The 16,702-nt window shown below is 68.7% G+C and carries 14 protein-coding genes and 2 pseudogenes; 4 read left to right on the plus strand and 12 right to left on the minus strand.

Translation table 11 applies throughout. The features are described 5' to 3' along the window. Positions 1-436: 436 nt before the first annotated feature. On the plus strand, positions 437-709 hold the full coding sequence (locus ACQEXA_RS52415) for a hypothetical protein (protein WP_433133586.1): 273 nt from the start codon (positions 437-439) through the stop codon (positions 707-709). On the opposite strand, the gene ACQEXA_RS52420 is transcribed toward ACQEXA_RS52415, so the two are convergent. Next, positions 702-1,997, minus strand: coding sequence for an ISAs1 family transposase (locus ACQEXA_RS52420; protein WP_432920765.1), 1,296 nt, complete (start codon positions 1,995-1,997; stop codon positions 702-704). The two genes, ACQEXA_RS52415 and ACQEXA_RS52420, sit on opposite strands and share 8 nt — an antisense overlap. A gap of 156 nt (positions 1,998-2,153) precedes the next feature. Here ACQEXA_RS52420 and ACQEXA_RS52425 point away from each other — a divergent pair, with 156 nt between their 5' ends. Further along, entirely contained in the window at positions 2,154-3,170 is a 1,017-nt protein-coding gene (locus ACQEXA_RS52425; protein WP_432922293.1) for a reverse transcriptase domain-containing protein, read from the plus strand. A 123-nt stretch (positions 3,171-3,293) separates the two neighbouring features. Here ACQEXA_RS52425 and ACQEXA_RS52430 read toward each other — a convergent pair. The 6 genes and pseudogenes from ACQEXA_RS52430 to ACQEXA_RS52455 all read right to left on the minus strand — a co-directional run. Beyond that, positions 3,294-3,590: pseudogene (locus tag ACQEXA_RS52430) on the minus strand (ISAzo13-like element transposase-related protein); the annotation flags it as partial. A gap of 165 nt (positions 3,591-3,755) precedes the next feature. Further along, positions 3,756-4,637, minus strand: a complete 882-nt coding sequence (locus ACQEXA_RS52435) for an ABC transporter permease (RefSeq protein WP_432922196.1) — start codon at positions 4,635-4,637, stop codon at positions 3,756-3,758. Further along, a complete protein-coding gene (locus tag ACQEXA_RS52440; protein ID WP_432922194.1) occupies positions 4,637-5,572 on the minus strand; it encodes an ABC transporter permease in 936 nt (311 codons plus the stop codon). Before ACQEXA_RS52440 ends, ACQEXA_RS52435 begins: the two co-directional genes overlap by 1 nt. Beyond that, on the minus strand, positions 5,569-6,753 hold the full coding sequence (locus ACQEXA_RS52445; RefSeq protein WP_433133588.1) for an ABC transporter ATP-binding protein: 1,185 nt from the start codon (positions 6,751-6,753) through the stop codon (positions 5,569-5,571). The genes ACQEXA_RS52440 and ACQEXA_RS52445 overlap by 4 nt, the downstream gene beginning before the upstream one ends. Next, the gene (locus tag ACQEXA_RS52450; RefSeq protein WP_433133590.1) at positions 6,750-7,961 is read right to left on the minus strand and encodes an extracellular solute-binding protein; all 1,212 of its coding nucleotides are present in this window, start codon (positions 7,959-7,961) and stop codon (positions 6,750-6,752) included. The genes ACQEXA_RS52445 and ACQEXA_RS52450 overlap by 4 nt, the downstream gene beginning before the upstream one ends. 55 nt (positions 7,962-8,016) lie before the next feature. Further along, positions 8,017-9,003: a LacI family DNA-binding transcriptional regulator gene (locus ACQEXA_RS52455; RefSeq protein ID WP_432922188.1), complete on the minus strand. Its 987-nt coding sequence runs from the start codon at positions 9,001-9,003 to the stop codon at positions 8,017-8,019. A gap of 167 nt (positions 9,004-9,170) precedes the next feature. Here ACQEXA_RS52455 and ACQEXA_RS52460 point away from each other — a divergent pair. Further along, a pseudogene (locus tag ACQEXA_RS52460) lies at positions 9,171-9,401 on the plus strand (hypothetical protein); the annotation flags it as partial. Positions 9,402-9,601: 200 nt separating this feature from the next. Here ACQEXA_RS52460 and ACQEXA_RS52465 read toward each other — a convergent pair. The 5 genes from ACQEXA_RS52465 to uxaC all read right to left on the minus strand — a co-directional run bounded on the left by ACQEXA_RS52465 (position 9,602) and on the right by uxaC (position 15,270). Next, positions 9,602-10,105: a hypothetical protein gene (locus tag ACQEXA_RS52465; RefSeq protein WP_432922185.1), complete on the minus strand. Its 504-nt coding sequence runs from the start codon at positions 10,103-10,105 to the stop codon at positions 9,602-9,604. Between the two features lie 6 nt (positions 10,106-10,111). Beyond that, entirely contained in the window at positions 10,112-10,822 is a 711-nt protein-coding gene (locus ACQEXA_RS52470) for an NAD(P)-binding domain-containing protein (protein ID WP_433133592.1), read from the minus strand. Between the two features lie 91 nt (positions 10,823-10,913). Then, positions 10,914-12,446 carry a gluconokinase gene (locus ACQEXA_RS52475; RefSeq protein WP_433133594.1) on the minus strand — a complete coding sequence of 511 codons (1,533 nt, stop codon included), beginning with the start codon at positions 12,444-12,446 and terminating at the stop codon, positions 10,914-10,916. Next, the gene (locus tag ACQEXA_RS52480) at positions 12,443-13,852 is read right to left on the minus strand and encodes a mannitol dehydrogenase family protein (protein ID WP_432922176.1); all 1,410 of its coding nucleotides are present in this window, start codon (positions 13,850-13,852) and stop codon (positions 12,443-12,445) included. Before ACQEXA_RS52480 ends, ACQEXA_RS52475 begins: the two co-directional genes overlap by 4 nt. Further along, on the minus strand, positions 13,849-15,270 hold the full coding sequence (gene uxaC, locus ACQEXA_RS52485; protein ID WP_433133596.1) for a glucuronate isomerase: 1,422 nt from the start codon (positions 15,268-15,270) through the stop codon (positions 13,849-13,851). The genes ACQEXA_RS52480 and uxaC overlap by 4 nt, the downstream gene beginning before the upstream one ends. Positions 15,271-15,368: 98 nt before the next feature. On the opposite strand from uxaC, the gene ACQEXA_RS52490 reads away from it, so the two are divergent. Next, a complete protein-coding gene (locus tag ACQEXA_RS52490) occupies positions 15,369-16,694 on the plus strand; it encodes a lactate racemase domain-containing protein (protein ID WP_433133598.1) in 1,326 nt (441 codons plus the stop codon). Positions 16,695-16,702: the final 8 nt, after the last annotated feature.

Genomic DNA, 16,702 nt, shown 5'->3' on the forward strand with positions numbered 1-16,702 from the left:
GTGAACGATGAGGAAAAGGCGCCGGAAAACGGTGTCAGGTGGGGATCGGGAAGGCGAACGCAAGTGAATCGCTGCTGACGTGTCGAAAAGTAGAGTTGACATCAGAACCGGGGTGTCAAGGCAGTCCCGGGAGGAGTCTGGCGGGTGCCCGTTTATTGGCCAGGCGGTGTCCGGCATGCAGGCGGCGCGAGCCCGGTCTGCGGCCTTCGTGCGGAACAGGAGAAGGCGGGCCTGGATACGTCTCCGCTGGTGAGCGGGGAGAAAGGGAGCGTCCTGGACGGTCCGAAGCCGTGAGGGACTGAGTACCGATGCCAGGCACGCCGGCGGACCGGCTCGTAGTAGTGATGAAGCCCCTGTAATGGGGGCGGAGCGAAGGGGCCGGGTCGTTCGTGACTATGTTTATTCGATCAACCGGGTGTTTCCCGGGAGGAGTCGCGTGAACGAGTTGAAAGCATCAGGCAAGCCATTTGATATTTCGAAGCAGTCCGTCTGGGAGGCGTACGAGAAAGTCAGGTCGAACAAGGGCGCTGCGGGTGTGGATGCGGTGTCGATGGAAGAGTTCGAGAAGGATCTGAAGAACAATCTGTACCGGATCTGGAACCGTCTCTCCTCCGGCACCTATTTCCCACCCCCGGTGCGTGCGGTGGAGATCCCGAAGAAAGGGGCAGGGCCCCGGCGAGTGCCGGGATCGTCCGGTTTGATCATGTGATGCCGTAGAGGGTGAGGACGCGGGGGCGCTCGGTGTGGGCTCGTCGTCCGGCGGCGGTGTTGACGTAGCCGGCGAGCTTGAGCGCGCTGCGGATCAGGTCGCGGAGGGCAGCGAGTACGGCGGGCGCTTTGTGGGTCCTGACCTGGGACTTGTCCTCGTTGAAGGTGACATCTCGACACCAGTGGACGGTATTTTCCACGGTCCAGTGCCCGCGAGCCCAGGACGCGATCTCGGCTGCGTTCGCTTCCTCGGCGGGCAGGTCGGTGATGGCGTAGACGGTCTCGCTGGACCATTTCTTCGCTCCGTAGAGACGGCGGCGGCGCTGGATCCGCAGGACCTGGGCCGCGTGCGGGAAGAGCAGTCCGCTGACGGTGACGACCTGCACGAGCCGCTGCTCGTGACGGCCGTGGCCCCGGGCGTCGTCGCGGTGGATCACAGGGATCTCCTTCCAGGGCAGGGCGTGGAGTTGACGGGCCTGGCCACGCTGGTTGTTCTTGATGGTCAGCAGGTAGTGAGCGCCGCGTTCGCGCAGGTAGGTGGCGTGGTCACGTTGGGCGTGGAGGGCATCGGCGGTAACGACCACCCCCGCGAGATCCGCGTCGTCGATCTGGTCGAGAAGAGGTGCGAACTCGGGGATTTCATTGGTCTTCGCGCCGATCTCGCGGGAGGCGAGAGTGACACCGTCGCCGTGACGGACGGCGGACAGGACGAAGACCCGACTGCCGTCCGGGCGCCTCGCGCCACGCAGGCACTTGCCGTCCACCGCGATCGCCCGCCGCCTCAGCCGTGCCGGCTCGGCGCGGGCGGCCGCCCGGTGAGCCCGGCGCTGTTCACGCTCGGTTGCGCCGTCGGGCATCACCGGCTCCGGCCGGCGGGGCTGTGTGGACAGCAAGGGCCGAAGGTAGTCGTAACCGGCCGCGCCGATCTCACCGGGATCGAGCCGCCCCAGGACGCTGCGCAGGGTCTTCTCGCTCGGCACCCGGTAGCGGCCAAGGAGTGGGTGGTAGGGCAGGCCGAAGGCGGCCAGTTCCTCCGGCGTCGCACGTCGGCACCACTCCGCCGCCGCGGTGATCGAGTCGTGGCCGGACGGGGTCATCGCGCAGACCACCAGGGCCAGCAGCGAGGAGAGCCGGTACCGCACTCCGCAAGCCCCTCTCGGGTCGGTGACCGACTCGAACTCCGTGACCAGGCTGCGGACTTGGTCCTTGGCGGCACCCTGGCCGAGGGCTTCCAGGCAGGGCGCATGAGGCACGGGGACAGCGACAGGGGATGATGGAGGAACGAACACGGCACCTTCGTGGATCTTGGAGCGTAGAGAACTACATGATCCACAGGTGCCGTGTTCACCTGCTTCCGGGGCCCACCACCGACATCAACACCCCAGGCCAGGACGATCCAGGCACTCGCCGGGGCCCTGAAGAAAGGGGGCGTCCGGATTCTGGGCGTGCCCACGATCGGGGATCGTATCGCTCAGACGGTGGTTGCCGGGGTGCTGGAGGCGAAGGCCGAACCGGTCTTCCACCCGGACTCATACGGCTATCGTCCCGGGCGGTCGGCGATCGACGCTGTGGGCCGGTGCCGGGAGCGCTGCTGGAAGGCGGACTGGGTCATCGACCTGGACATCCGCGCGTTCTTCGACAGCGTTCCGTGGGATCTGGTCCTCAAGGCGGTCGCTGCCCACACTGATCCGTCCCAGTCCTGGGTCCTGTTGTACGTGCGGCGCTGGCTGGCCGCACCGCTGCAACTGCCCGACGGGACACGGCGCGAGCGGGACCGGGGGACGCCCCAGGGCTCTTCGGTTTCGCCTGTCCTCGCCAACCTCTTCCTCCACTACGCCTTCGATTCCTGGATGGCGCGGAACTTCCCCGCCATCGGGTTCGAACGCTACGTGGACGACGCGGTGGTCCACTGCGTCAGCGAACGCCAGGCACGCTTCGTGCTCAAGGCGATCGAGAAGCGGATGACCGAGGTGGGGCTTGAACTGCACCCGGAGAAAACCCGGATCGTGTACTGCCAGGATGCCAACCGGCGTGCCTCGTACGAGCAGACCGAGTTCACCTTCCTGGGGTTCACCTTCCGCACACGCTCCGCGGTGCGCAAGGACGGCCGGATGTTCCGGTCGTTCCTCCCCGCCGTCAGCGGGGAGGCCCTGCGCCGTATCAGTTCCGAGGTGCGGTCCTGGCGGCTGCACCACCGCACCAGCCTGACCGAAGCAGACCTCGCACGGTTCATCAACCCGATCATTCGGGGATGGATGGCGTACTACGGGGCCTTCTACCAGTCGGCCCTGTATCCCCTCCTGGAACGCGTCAATGCCTACGTGATGCGGTGGATGCGCAAGAAGTTCAAACGGCTGCGGGGCAGGAAGAAAGCCCAAATGGCGTGGAACCAGGCCGTCTCACGACGACCTCGGTTCTTCGCCCACTGGGCCTGGACCACCCATGCTCCCCGCGTCTGGTGACCAGAGCGACAAGAGCCGTATGACGAGAGATCGTCACGTACGGATCTGTGAGGGCCGAGGGGTGAGAATCCCCTCGGCTACTCGGCGGGGGAAGCCCCATGTGCTTGTCGTGCTCGAGCAAGGGCGTTGCGTTCCCACTGGGAAGCTGCACACCCTCGACGAGGCCGGCCGCGTGGGCGAAGCTGGCTGGCTCCTTCTTTCGGGCGCGCACCCGGTACCCGCGCCACCGTCCTCGTCTGCGGTGATCTGCAGTCGGGTCGTTGCCGGACGGCGACTCCCACCATCCCTCTCCCACCGGCGGCGCAGGGTGGCGACCGCGAACGCGGCGGCATCGCCTGTGCAGTCCGCCGAGATCCAGCCGGTATGGGCGTCCAGGCCGAGCACACCGTACGGGACCGCCTTCGTGGCTCCCTTCCCCGGGGAAGCCGCGGACGCGGACCCGTATCAGGCATCCGGACGTGCAAGGCGGTGCTGCGCCGGTCCCTGAACCGCCCGCGCAGTCGTCGGCTTTCCTGTCCCGCCCTCCACAGCAGGCAGGCCGGGAGGCACCCGATGGCGCCTCCCGGCCTGCCTGCCGACCACGTGTCAGGGCTCCGGTTCCTCCTTCACCCTGGCCACCAGTTGGGTGGGGTTGACGAAGCGCAGCGCCGCCACCAACAGGACCAGCATCATGGCCATGTACATCACGGCCATGGCATCGACCGACTGCTGCGCCCGGATGCCGGAGGCCGACATCGAGTAGAACAGCGCGACCACCAGCGTCTGCGAGTCCGGCCCGGCCGTCAGGAAGGTCAGCTCGAACATGCCCACGGTCCGTACCAACACCAGGATCGCCGCCGCCAGGATGCCCGGCACCAACAGCGGCGCGAGGATCCTGGTGAACACCGACCCCAGCCGGGCGCCCGACATTCGCGCCGCCCGTTCGATCGCCGGGTCGATCTGCTCGATGAACGGCGTCATCGTCATGATGACGAACGGCACCGACGGCACCAGGTTGGCGAGCACGACACCGGACAGATGGCCGGCCAGGCCGAACTTGTAGAGCACGGTCGCCAGCGGGATACCGTAGCTGATCGGGGGCATCAGGATCGGCAGCAGGAATGCCAGGTAGACGATCCGTTTGCCGGGGAAGTCGCGCCGCGCCAGGACGTACGCGGCTGGGACACCGACCAGCACGGACAGCGCTACCACCGCGAGGCACACCTCCAGGGTCACAATGATCACATGCAGCAGCTCGAAGTCCTGCCATGCCGTCGAGTACCACCGGGTGGTCACCCCCTGCGGTAGCCAGGTGTCGAACCACTGGGTCCCGAAGGAGTTGACGAGCACCGAGCCGACGACACCGAGCAGGCCGACCAGGAAGAGGACCACCGCCCCCCACACCAGCCACGCCCCGGGGCCGGCCACAATCCTGCGCCGCGTCCGCACTGCCGCGGCGTCGACGGGTGCACCGAGTGCGTCCGCCATCAGCCCTTGCCTCCCGTCGATCCGGTGTACAGGCGCGAGCGCCACAACATGACCACCGCGATCACCAGGAGCTCGACGACGCCCATGACCACGGCGATCGCCGACGCGAACGGGTAGTCGTACTGCTCGTACGCCGCCTGGTAGGCGGCGATGGAGATCACCCTGGTCTCCCCGCTCGGATTGCCGACCAGGATCGCCGACGGGAAGACGCTGAACGCCAGCACGAACGTCAGGCAGAACGTCGTCGCCAGGCCGGGAGCCAGCAGCGGAAGGGTGATGCGACGGAAGCGTGCCCACCGGTCCGCCCCCAGGGTGGCGGCGGCGCGCTCCAGCGTCGGGTCGATACCGGACAGGTACGAGAGGATCAGCAGGAACGCGAACGGAAACCCGGTGATCACCAAGGAGAAGAAGACACCCCAGTAGTTGTTGACCAGTTGCACCGGATGGTCGGTGAGACCGGCCCCCTGCAGGATGCGGTTGAACCACCCGGTGGGGCCGAGGAAGTTCAGCAGGCCCTCGGCAGCCAGCACCGTGCCCAGCGTGATCGGGATCACCAGCAGGGTCGTGACCAGCCGCTTACCACGGAACCTACCGCGCATGCGCAGCGCGATCGGCACCGAGGCCAGCACGTTCAACAGGGAGACCGGCACGGCCAGCCCCAGCGTCTTGCCGATGGTGCCCCGCTGGTACGAGTCGGCGAAGAACCGCTGGTAGTCCGCGAAGGGACCGCCGCCCGAGGTCGGTTGGAACGACAGCCCCAGGCCGTACAGGAACGGGTAGATGAACAGGCCGAGCACGAAGACGAACGCGGGCACCAGCAGCAGCAGCCGGCTGTCCACACCGCGCTCCGCCAGCCGGTGCCGCAGGCCGGGGCAGCCCGCACCACTGTGCGGGCGGGGGGCGGTTTCAAGCGGGCGCGGCACTGTGCCGGTCACGCCGCACCCCCGGTGGTCGCCTCGGCCGGGAGGGCCGCAGGGGATGCGGTGGCCGCGTCCGGCGGCAGCGGCTCGTCATCCTCCGCCGGGAACGCCAGCACGCGGGAGGGGGCGGCCGTCAGCGTCAGCACGTCGCCCGGCGCCGGCCGCTCGCGGCTCTTCAGGTGGAGGCGCAGTCCCTCCGCCGTGCGGGCCTCGACCGCCAGTTCGCGGCCCTGGTACTCCACTACTTCCACCACCGCTTGGAGCGTGTCCGACGGTGCGCCCGTACCCGGGGCGCCGTTGGCGGCCTTCGGATCCACTACCGTGAGGTCCTCCGGACGGATGCCCACCACGAGCGGCGACCCGGCCGCTATCCGGCCGACCGGCGTGGCACGAAGCCGCAACCCGAGCCCTTCCACCACCAGCCCGCCAGCGTCCCCGGCGCCGGCGGTCAGCGGCAGCAGGTTGCGAAACCCCATGAAGTCCGCCACATGCCGGTTCGCCGGCCGGTTGTGCAGTTCCTGAGGGGTGCCGACCTGCTGCACCCGACCACTGCGCAGCACCACCAGGCGGTCCGCCATGGACAGTGCCTCCTCCTGGTCGTGCGTGACGTAAACCGTCGTCAGTCCCAGGCTCTGGTGCAGCCGCCGGATCTCGGTGCGCATCTCAAGCCGTAGCTTGGCGTCGAGGTTGCTGAGCGGCTCGTCCATCAGCACCAGCGACGGTTCCAGCACCACGGCGCGCGCGATCGCCACCCTTTGCTGCTGGCCGCCCGAGAGCTGACCGGGCAGTTTGCCGGCGTGCTCCTCGAGCTGGACCAGGCGGATCGCCTCGTCGGTGCGGCGCTGAACCTCTGGCTTGGGCAGCCGCCGCATCCTCAGACCGAAGGCGATGTTGCCGCGCACCGACATGTGCGGGAACAGCGCGTAGTTCTGGAACACCATGCCGAACCCGCGCTTCTCCGGCGGCAGCACGTCGATCCGACGGTCGTCCTGCCAGATGCTGCCCGCCGTCAGCGGGAGCAGCCCGGCCAGGCAGTTCAGTGCGGTGGACTTGCCGCAGCCCGACGGTCCGAGCAGGGCGATGAATTCACCGGCCCGGACGCTGAGGTCCAGCCCGCTGAGGGCGTCCTGGCCGCCGAAGCGGCGGCCGACCCCGTCGAGCCGCAGTTCCGTGAAGCGATTCTGACTAGCCGTCACTTCTTCGCCCCGCCGATCTCGCGGTCCCAACGGTCGAAGGCCTCGACGACGGACTTCGCGTCCAGCGGGGCTTCCTTGGGGTTGTCGGCGATCAGCGCGTCGTACTCCGGCCGGCCGAACGTCCGGATCGCGTCCTGGCTCTTCTGCGGCGCCATGGAGAGATCGACGCCCTTGACCGCCGGGCCGGGGTAGAAGTAGCCGTCGTCGTACGCCTTGGCCTGCTGCTTCTTGGTGAGCATGAACTGGATCAGCTTCAGCACCGCCGACTGCTGGTCGGTGGAGGCGCCATTGGGGATCACCGCGTAGTGCGCGTCGGTGACCCAGTGGAAGCCCTTCAGGGTGGTGACCTTTGCCTCCTTCGGCACGGTGCCGAGCACCCGCGGGTTGATGTCCCAGCCGGTCGTGCTCACGATGATGTCGGCGGTGCCGTTCGCCAGGTCCTTCATCGTCTGCGTGGTGCCGGAGGGGTAGGTGTGCACGTGCTTGTTGAGCTCTCCCAGGTACGCCCAGGTCTTGTCCCAGCCGTTCACCGGGTCCTTGGGGTCCTTGTCACCCAGGATGTACGGGAGACCCATCAGGAAGGTACGTCCGGGGCCGGAGTTGGCGGGACGGGCGTACTCGACCTTGCCCGGGTGCGCCTTGGCGTAGTCCAGCAGCTCCTGAGCCGTCTTCGGCGGCTTCGCCACCTTGCCCGGCAGGTACTCCAGCAGCGGGCCCGACGGGTAGTAGGTCACGGTCACGCCATAATCCCCGGCGAGTTCCTGCATCTTCGCGGCGGGCTCCTGGTACTCCTTCATATTGGTGAGCCGGTCCGCATGTTCGGGCAGCAACTGCTCCCAGAGCCCCTGCTCCACGCCGGCCGCCATGCCGTCGACGCCGGTCAGCACCAGACCGATGTCCACCCGGCCGGCTCCCTGCTGCGCCTTGATCTTGCCGACCAGGTCGGGGGCGGGCGCCTGGGAGTAGGTCACCTTGGAGACGACCTTGGGGTTCTGCTTGACGAACTCGTCGATCATGCCCTGGGTGAGCTGCAGGTTGCCGGCAACGTCCAGCACGTTGAGGGCGACCGGCTTGGACGGTGTCTCCGGGACGGCTCCGGAGGTCGCGCCCCGGTCCTGGCCGGAGGTGGCCGGGGCGCCGCAGGCGGTGAGGAGGCCGAGGGCCACCGCGGTGGATACGAGCACGGCTGTGTAGCGGGAAGTGCGCATGAGTTGGGTCCCTTCTCGGCGCCTGCGCAACGTGTGAGGCGCGAGGGCCTGGAGGTCAGAGAGGAGGAACGGTGGTGGTGTTGCGGACGATCAGCCTGGTGGGAAGCTCTCGCTGCGGGCGGGAGCCGGCCTGGGGATCGCCCAGCAGCTGCACCATGAGATCGACGGACGCGCGCCCGACTTGCTCCTTGGGAACGCAGAGGGTGGTGAGCGAGGGGTGCACCATTGCAGACGTGGGGATGTCGTCGATGCCGATGACGCTCAACCGTTGCGGCACCTCGATGCCGCGGGAGGCCAGGGTCTGGATCAGCCCCAGTGCCATCAGGTCGTTGTACGTGATGACGGCGGTGATGTCGGAGGCGAGTGTGGCGTCGGTTGCCGCGACACCGCCCTCGAACTGCGGGGCGAAGTTGCCGATCTCCACCAGCTCCACCCGTACCGCCTCGACGGCTGCCCGCAGCCCGCGCAGCCGCTCGCCGCTCGACCAGCTGGAACGCGGGCCGGCGACGAAGCCGATCCGGCGATGGCCGAGCGCGACGAGGTGATCGACCGCCTCGCGCAGGCCGCCGGCGTTGTCCACCAGGCTGGCGGGCAGCCGTCCGGAGCGCCGGTTGACCAGGACGACAGGTGCGCATCCCGCCGCCTCGCGCAGTTCGGCGTCGGACATCCGAGGAGAGCACAGGATGATGCCGTCGACCTGTATGGCCAGGGCGCGCACCAGACCGATCTCGAGGGTGGGCTTCTCGTCGCTGTCGGCGAGGAAGACCGCGTAGTCGGCATCCCTGGCCTGCGCCTGGATCCCCTTGATGACCATGGGGAAGAAGGGGTTGGCCAGGTCGGGGACGATCAGCCCCAGGTTGCCGGTGCGCCCGGTGATCAGTCCGCGTGCCGCCCGGTTGGGCTGGTAGCCCAGCCTGGCTGCCGTCGTCAGCACCCGCTCGCGGGTGCAGGGGTCGACCATGTCCGGCTGCGACAGTGCTCGTGACACCGTGGAAGCTGAGACGCCGGCCGCCTTCGCGACGTCACGGATCGTTACAGCCATGCCGGACCTCTTCGGGGATGCAGGCGATACGGATCGGGGTGGGGCTGATCGCACCGAACTCTGCAAACGGTTGCAGAGTTCGGAAACGGTCGAGGTGGGGGTGATCGCGCTGAACTCTGCAATCGTTTGCAGACCGTGTCAATGGCTGGCATAGAAATTCCTCCGCGATCTGGTGCTCAGCTGCCGACTTATATGGCCGTAGCGGAGTGCGGTCGGGGTTGGCCGCCCATACGATCCCTGAACTCCACGCCAATAAACCCGACTTGGAGCCGTCCCGGATCGAGGACGTCTGCTTCGGCAACGCCAACGGCGCCGACGAGGAGAACCGCTACATCGGCCGCATGGGCGCCTGCTCGCGGGCTTGCCCACACAGCGTGCCCGGCGCAACCGTCAACCGGGGCGACAGGCGCCAGCTTCGGGCCACGGGGTGAATGACCGCGGCGCCGGTGAGTCGGACGGCGGCGCTCTCTCTGCCCGGGGCTGTGCCACAGGGCTTGCGGTGCGAGGAGCGGACTGCGGGGTCGGCTGGGTGCCCGTGACCACCGCCTGCGAGTCGGTGCGGGCGTGTTCGCTGTCCCGGGCAGACAGCGGGGCGAGGTCAGTAGGGGATGATGTTGAGGCGCTGGTGCCTGGTGTCGACGAGCACGCTGGTGCCTTTTCCTGTGCGTAGGTCCCGCCACGAAGCCAGGCCGCCGGACAGTGCGCGTGTCCAGCCTTCCTCAGCGAAGGGGAGACCGATTCCGGCGGAGATGTGCGCCACTCCGCGGACCAAATGCGGATCGAGTAGCTCGGCCCAGTTGTCATCGGCGAACCTCTCCGCGTACTGGAGGGTGAACAACGCCATCAAAGTCTCCGGGCCCGCGTCTTCCGTCCTGGTCAATCGTTGGCCAGGACGGAAGACGCCCGGAAGCATCTGTTCGGTGTTGGGGGACCAGCCGAGGTACGCCGCATGCGCCAGGTAGAACACGGGAAGGAAGCGGTATCCGGCTGTCGCGTGGGCGGCCTCGACCAAGGGCCGGCCGAGGTCGTGCCCTGAATGCCGCAGGACACTCACGGCGCGGCCGGAAGCGCCCATGTACTGGTGGAATTCGACTTCGAACATCGGGCCTCACTCGATTCGTTCCTCGACGCGGTCACCGCCCCACTGGATGTGGAAGCTCCCCTCCTGGACTACCCGGCGGTACGTGTGCGCTCCGAAGAATTCCCGCCGTGGGTGAGTCAGAGCCGTCGGCAGGCTTTCACTTTGCAGCGTGTCCGAGGACGCCAGTGCGGCGCAGAAGCCGGGGGTGGGGATACCCAGGCGCGCACCGGTGGTGACCACTTCGCGCCAGGCGTCCTGAGCCGCGCCCAGCCCCTTGACGAATTTTTCGTCGGCCGACGGGGTTGGCAGTCGTGGGTCCGCGGCGTGACCGGAGAACGAGCGAAGACCGCCTCGGCGATGCCGGACTGCGTGCAGCACGATGTGCCCCCGACCTGAGTGCCGTTCTTCGTCGTCGGCGAAGTGGGAGTCACCGTCGTCGGTGATCACATCGCCGGGCTCCAGCATCGGCGTGAGCTGCTCGATGACCGCGTCCGTCGTGGCGGCGGGCTGGACCGTGATGACCAGGCGGCGAGGCCGCTCCAGGGCGGCGAGGAAACCAGCAGCGGAATCGGTGGGGACCAAGGTCCTCTCGTGCCCGAACTCCTCAGTCAGCGCAGGGGCCTTGGCGCCGGAGCGGTTGTACAGGGCGACCGTGAAGCCGGGGCGGGCGAAGTTCCGGGCTGGATTGCGGCCCATCACGGCCGGACTGATGACACCTACGTCAGTCTTTGTAGTCATAGTGATTGGATCCTGCCGATTTATTGTGGATGGGGTCGGGCAGCGATGCGTCAGGACGAGGAGGGGCGGCTGTCGGGAACGGTCGGTCTCCTTACGCGAACAGGTCGGCGACCGCTGCGTACGACGCGAGCAAACGGGGGATCGCGGCTCGCAGGTTCCGGTACAGCTCGGCGTCTGCCGGGATGATGGGGACCGGCCTGCCGGTTCGCGGCGCAGGCGTGCCCAGCAACGCAGGTGCGTCGGCGAGCTGGGTGGCCCGTCCGAGTGCATACAGCCCAAGCGCAGCGGCGCCCAGGGCCGAGCCCTCGGTGACGGCGGCGATGTGTACAGGGCGGTTGAGTGCCGCGGCGATCACCGAGCGCCACAGCGGCGAGCGAAAGGCGCCGCCGGTGACCTGCACGGACTTCACCGGCTCGATGCGGTCCAGCTCGTCGACGATGGTGCACAGTTGTAGTGCCACGCCTTCCAGCGCGGCCCGTACGAAGTGGCCACGGGTATGCGCGTGCCGCATTCCGAGGTACGCGCCGCGCACATCGGGGTCCCACAGCGGGGCCCGCTCGGCGAGCAGGTAGGGAAGCATGACCAGGCCGTCGCAGCCTGCTGGCGCGTTTGCGGCCAGCGAGAGTGTGTCCTCGTCGGACAGCGCGTCGTCACTGCTGGTGGCGGGGCCGAACGTACGGCCCGCCCAGCGCATCACGGCGCCTCCGTTGCTGATCGCGCCGCCGACCGCCCACGCGGTGTCGGTGAGCGCGTAGCAGAACAGATTGCCGCCCGGAGCGACGAACGGTTCGGGCACTATGGCCCGGACCGCGCCGCTGGTGCCCAGCGACAGGCCCACCGTGCCCGGTTCCATCGCCTGCGAACCTAGATTTCCCAGCGGTCCGTCGGCGGCGCCCACACACACCGGGGTGCCGGACGGCAGGCCGGCGTCCCCGGCCGCCGCGGCGGACAGCGGCAGCACGGAGGTGGTCGGCATGATCTGCGGCAGCTGTTGCGGAGCAACGCCGGCGAGGTCCACCGCCGCGGGATGCCACGTCCGCGTGGAAAGGTCCAGCAGACCGGTGCCGGACGCCGAGGACAGTTCGGTGACCAGCGAACCGGTCAGGAGCCACAGGACGTAGTCCTTGAGCCCCACCCACCAGCGCACCTTGGTACACAGCTCCGGCTCCGCGTGGTGGAACCACATCAGCTTGGTCAGCGGTGTCATCGGATGGACCGGAGCGCCGGAGGCCTGGTGGAGTGCCGCGGCTCGCCCGGTGGTTCGCAGCTGCGCAGCCTCCTCGCGGGCACGGTCGTCCGCCCAGGTCACCAGCGGGGTGAGCGGCCGGCACCCGGCGTCAAGGCCGATCAGACCGTGCATCGCGGTGCTGACGGAGACGGCGAGGATGTGGGAGCCGGCGCACTGTTCGGCGCACGCCTCAAGGGCCGAGAAGGCCGCGGCGGCGATGGCGGTCGGGTCCTGCTCCTGCCGGCCCGGACTGGGGGTGAGCAAGGGGTACTCGCGGACCGCGGTACGGCGCCAGGCGGTTCCGACGCCGAACGCCACCGCCTTGACCGCGGTGGTGCCCACATCGAGCCCGATGACGATCTCGCCAGGCGTTTGGTCCGTCGCAGAGACTGTCATGAGGTCACCGGATCCTCTCCGGCCAGCTCAGTGACCTGCGCCAGCACCGCGTTCACCACGGGGGTGTCGGCCGCGAGAACCGGATCAAGATGGGTGAGCACGGCACGCACGGCGTCTGGGACTGTGCCGCCGACCTGCGGCAGCGAGGCACCGGCGGCATCCTTCACCGGCGCACCCACGCCCCGCAAGTGGCACACCCAGGCGGCCAGCACGCGCGTCGCACCGAGCGGCAGCTCACCCCGCTCACGCTCGCGGCGCAGCGCGGGCACGATGCGGACGGGCAGTTTCTGCGAGCCGTCGGCGGCGATCTGCGCGAGCCCGTGCCGGATACGGAAATTGCTGAACCGCTTCAGCAGCGCGGCCCGGTAGTCCCGCAGTCCCTCCTGCGGCAGCGTGAGGTGGCGGCACGCCACCATCCACCAGTCTTCGAGCCATTCGCGACAGACAGGATCGGCGACGGCCTCGGCGACCGTCTCGTGGCCGCGCAGGGGGGTCGCGTACGCCAGCAGCGAGTGGGCGCCGTTGAGCAGCCACAGCTTGCGTTCCTCATAGGGCGTCACGTCATCGGTGAACGTCGCTCCGGCCTCCTCCCAGCGGGGCCGGCCGGCGGGGAAGTCACCGTTGATCACCCACTCGGTGAACGGTTCGGTGACCACAGGGGAGGCGTCCATGAGACCGGTCTGTGCGAGTACGGCGGCACGGTGTTCGTCGGTGGTGGCCGGGGTGATGCGGTCGACCATGGTGGTGACGAATGCGGCCTGCTTGTCCACCGCTTCGACCGGTTCGGGGCGGCCGGTCCGCTCAGCCAGTTCGCGTACGACCCGTTCCAGCACCGCGCCATTGCCCGGCAGGTTGTCGCAGGGCATCAGGGCGACCGGGCCGAGCCCTACGGCACGGCGTGCTTCCAGGCCGGCCACCAGCTTGCCGGCGGCCGTAAGGACACGTGCCGAGGGGTTCTCGCGCAGCGCGTGGATGTCGGCGCGGACGTCATGGCGGTCAAGACCCAGACCGCCGTCCGCGCTGCGGGTGTAACCCGCCTCTGTGACGGTCAGTGAGACCACAGCGAGTGCGGGCTGCCGCCAGTAGTCGAGCCAGGCGGCGTGGTCCGTGCCGGGATGCACGGCGGACAGCGCGGCGGGGACGTCGAAGCGATCGCCGTCGGGGCCGCGGGTGATCAGGGAGTAGAGGCCGTCCTGCGCGTGGAGGACTTCGGCGGCGTCGGGTCGACGGCCCGTGAAGGCCGCGATGCCCCATTCGTCGGCGCCCGGCGCCCGGTCGGTGTACCAGACCTGGTGTGCGCGGAAGAAGTTGCCCAGGCCCAGGTGCAGGATACGGACCGGGGCAGCGGGGCGGACGTCGTACGTCACACGGGAGAGGCGACGGGCGACCGCAGAGGTGGTGCTCACAGCTTGAACGCCTTTCGCGGATTGCCGGTCACGAGTTCGACGGCGGTCTCCAGTGCCTCGTCCTCGTCCAAACGGTGCTCGGCGACCAGTTCGGCCAGCACACCGCTGTCGAGCCGGCGTGACATGTCGTGCCGGGCCGGGATGGAGCAGAACGCTCGGGTGTCGTCGATGAAGCCTGACGTGCGGGAAAAGCCGGCGGTTTCCGTGACGGCCTTGCGGTACCGGCGGATCGCATCCGGCGCGTCCAGGAACCACCAGGGGGCACCCGCGTACACCGACGGATAGAAGCCGGCCAGCGGGGCGATCTCGCGGGAGAAGACCGTCTCGTCGAGGGTGAACAGCACCAGCTGGAAGCCCGGATGGGTACCGAAGGCGGCGAGCAGCGGCTGCAGCGCCCGCGTGAACTCCGCCCGGACCGGGATGTCGTGGCCGGTGTCCGCGCCGAACTGCTCGTACGTGGGCGTGTGGTGGTTGCGGTGCACCGCCGGGTGCACGGTCATGACCAGCCCGTCCTCCGTGGACATCCGGGCCATCTCGAAAAGCATGTGGCGGCGGAAGGCCGTCGCCTCGGCGTCGGTCGTGGTGCCGGCCAGTGCCGCCGTGTAGATCCGGGCGGCCTCCGCGGCGGGGAGTGGCTCGGCGCGCACGTCCGGGTGGCTGTGGTCGGCCGAGGTCGCACCGTGTTCGACAAAGTACTGGCGGCGTGCCTGAAGGGCGCGGAGGTAACCCTTGTATGAACCGGTGTCCGCGCCGGAAGTCTCGCCCAGCTGGAGGACGGCGTCCCGCCAGCCCGTGTGCGCCGGTTCGAGGTAGCGGTCCGGGCGGAAGGTCGGGATGACACGGGCGCCCCAGGTGGGGTCGTTGGCCAGGGCGCGGTGTGCGCTCAGGTCGTCGCACGGGTCGTCCGTGGTGGCCAGCACCTCGATGCCGAAGCGCTGGAAGAGCGCGCGCGGCCGGAACTTCTCGTGTGCGAGCTGCTCGGCGATCCTGTCGTACAGGCGCTCGGCGTTGTCCGCGCTGGGATGCTCGTGGACGCCGAAGATCTCCGACAGTTCGGCGTCGAACCAGTAGCGGACCGGAGTGCCGCGGAACACCGCCCAGTTGCCGCACAGATGTCGCCACGCCGCACGCGACTCGGACTCCGGAAGCGGGCCGCGGCTCACGCCCAGCTCGGCCAGCGGCACCCCGCTCGCGTGCAGCATCCGGGTCACGTAGTGGTCCGGGGTGACAAGCAGGCTCGCCGGGTCGCGGAACGGCTCGTCGTCCAGCAGCATGCGGGGATCGACGTGCCCGTGCGGTGAGATGATCGGCAGCTCACGCACGGTGTCGTACAGTCGCCGCGCGATGGCGCGTACGCCCGGGTCGGCAGGCAGAAGACGGTCGGGATGCAGCTGCCTAGGGGGTGTGGGACGTGGCATAACCAGGAGTGTCGGCACGCCGACCCGTATGGGCAATCGGTTGCCACAAGTTGTCCTACCGCCTTGCACAGACCCTGCCAGGGCGTCATCGTGCCGCCATGAGCGATAGTGCAGTCGTGAATGCCCAGCAGGTCCCCACCACTGCGGCGACCCTGCCGGCCGCCCACATTGGAGGGCCGGGCGCGGTCCTCACCGACGCACAGGTCACGGAGTTCGTCACCAAGCAGTTGTCCGGCGCGGGCCTGGACAGCCAGAGCGTCTGCGTCGTCGTCCCCGATGCCACACGCAGCTGTCCGTTGCCGCTGCTCCTTTCCGCCGTGCACGGCGCGCTGGCCGGGCGGGTGAGCCGGTTGACCGTACTGATCGCACTGGGCACCCACGCAGCCATGGACGAGGCCCACCTGGCCCGGCACCTCGGTTACCCCGAAGACGACCTCGCGTCCCGCTACCCGGGCATGACCGTGGTCAACCACGAGTGGTGGGACCCGCAGACCTTCGTCTCGCTCGGCACGATCTCCGCCGACCGGGTCGGAGAACTCTCCAGCGGACTGCTCCACCACGCGGTCGATGTCCGTCTCAACCGCGCTGTCACCGACCACGACGTCGCCCTCGTCCTCGGCCCGGTCTTCCCGCACGAGGTCGTCGGCTTCTCCGGCGGCAACAAGTACTTCTTCCCCGGTGTCGCGGGCGCCGACATCATCGACCTCTCGCACTGGCTGGGCGCCCTCATCACCAGCGCCGACATCATCGGCACCCGCGGCATCACGCCCGTACGCGCCCTGATCAACGAGGCCGCGGCACTCATCCCCAGCCGCCGCCTCGCGCTCTGCGTCGTCGCCCAGTCCGGCACAGGCGCACTGCACTCGGCCTGCTTCGGCACGCCCGAGGATGCCTGGGCCGCCGCCGCCGACGTCTCGGCCGAGACCCACGTGCGCTATCTCGACAACCCCGTCAAGCGGGTGCTGTCGATCATGCCGGATAAGTACGAGGACATCTGGACCGCCGCCAAGGGCTTCTACAAGTTGGAGCCGGTCGTCGCCGACGGCGGTGAGGTCATTCTCTACGCCCCGCACGTCACCGAGATCTCCGAGATGCACCCGGAGATCGCCGAGATCGGATACCACTGTCGGGACTACTTCACCAAGCAGTGGGACCGTTTCAAGGACCTGCACTGGGGTGTGCTGGCCCACTCCACGCATCTGCGCGGCGCGGGCACGTACGACGAGGTGCGCGGTGAGCGGTGCCGCGTCACCGTTACTCTCGCCACCGGGATCCCCGAGGACGTCGTGCGCGGCGCGAACCTCAACTACCTCGACCCCGCCCTCGTGGACATCGCCGCGTACGAGGCCGACCAGGACACCCTGGTGGTCCCGCAGGCCGGCGAAGTCCTGTACCGGCTGAGGGCGGACCGCGAGGCGGCATAGGGGCCGCG

The organism is Streptomyces sp. CA-106110 (assembly GCF_050936285.1).
GTDB lineage: Bacteria > Actinomycetota > Actinomycetes > Streptomycetales > Streptomycetaceae > Streptomyces.

What these genes read in the sequence shown, in the direction of transcription:
- ACQEXA_RS52435 (WP_432922196.1), bottom strand. Translation starts at nt 4,637, where the DNA reads ATGGCGGACGCACTCGGTGCACCCGTCGACGCCGCGGCAGTGCGGACG.
- ACQEXA_RS52450 (WP_433133590.1), bottom strand. Translation starts at nt 7,961, where the DNA reads ATGCGCACTTCCCGCTACACAGCCGTGCTCGTATCCACCGCGGTGGCC.
- ACQEXA_RS52455 (WP_432922188.1), bottom strand. Translation starts at nt 9,003, where the DNA reads ATGGCTGTAACGATCCGTGACGTCGCGAAGGCGGCCGGCGTCTCAGCT.
- ACQEXA_RS52465 (WP_432922185.1), bottom strand. Translation starts at nt 10,105, where the DNA reads ATGTTCGAAGTCGAATTCCACCAGTACATGGGCGCTTCCGGCCGCGCC.
- ACQEXA_RS52470 (WP_433133592.1), bottom strand. Translation starts at nt 10,822, where the DNA reads ATGACTACAAAGACTGACGTAGGTGTCATCAGTCCGGCCGTGATGGGC.
- ACQEXA_RS52475 (WP_433133594.1), bottom strand. Translation starts at nt 12,446, where the DNA reads ATGACAGTCTCTGCGACGGACCAAACGCCTGGCGAGATCGTCATCGGG.
- uxaC (WP_433133596.1), bottom strand. Translation starts at nt 15,270, where the DNA reads ATGCCACGTCCCACACCCCCTAGGCAGCTGCATCCCGACCGTCTTCTG.
- ACQEXA_RS52490 (WP_433133598.1), top strand. Translation starts at nt 15,369, where the DNA reads ATGAGCGATAGTGCAGTCGTGAATGCCCAGCAGGTCCCCACCACTGCG.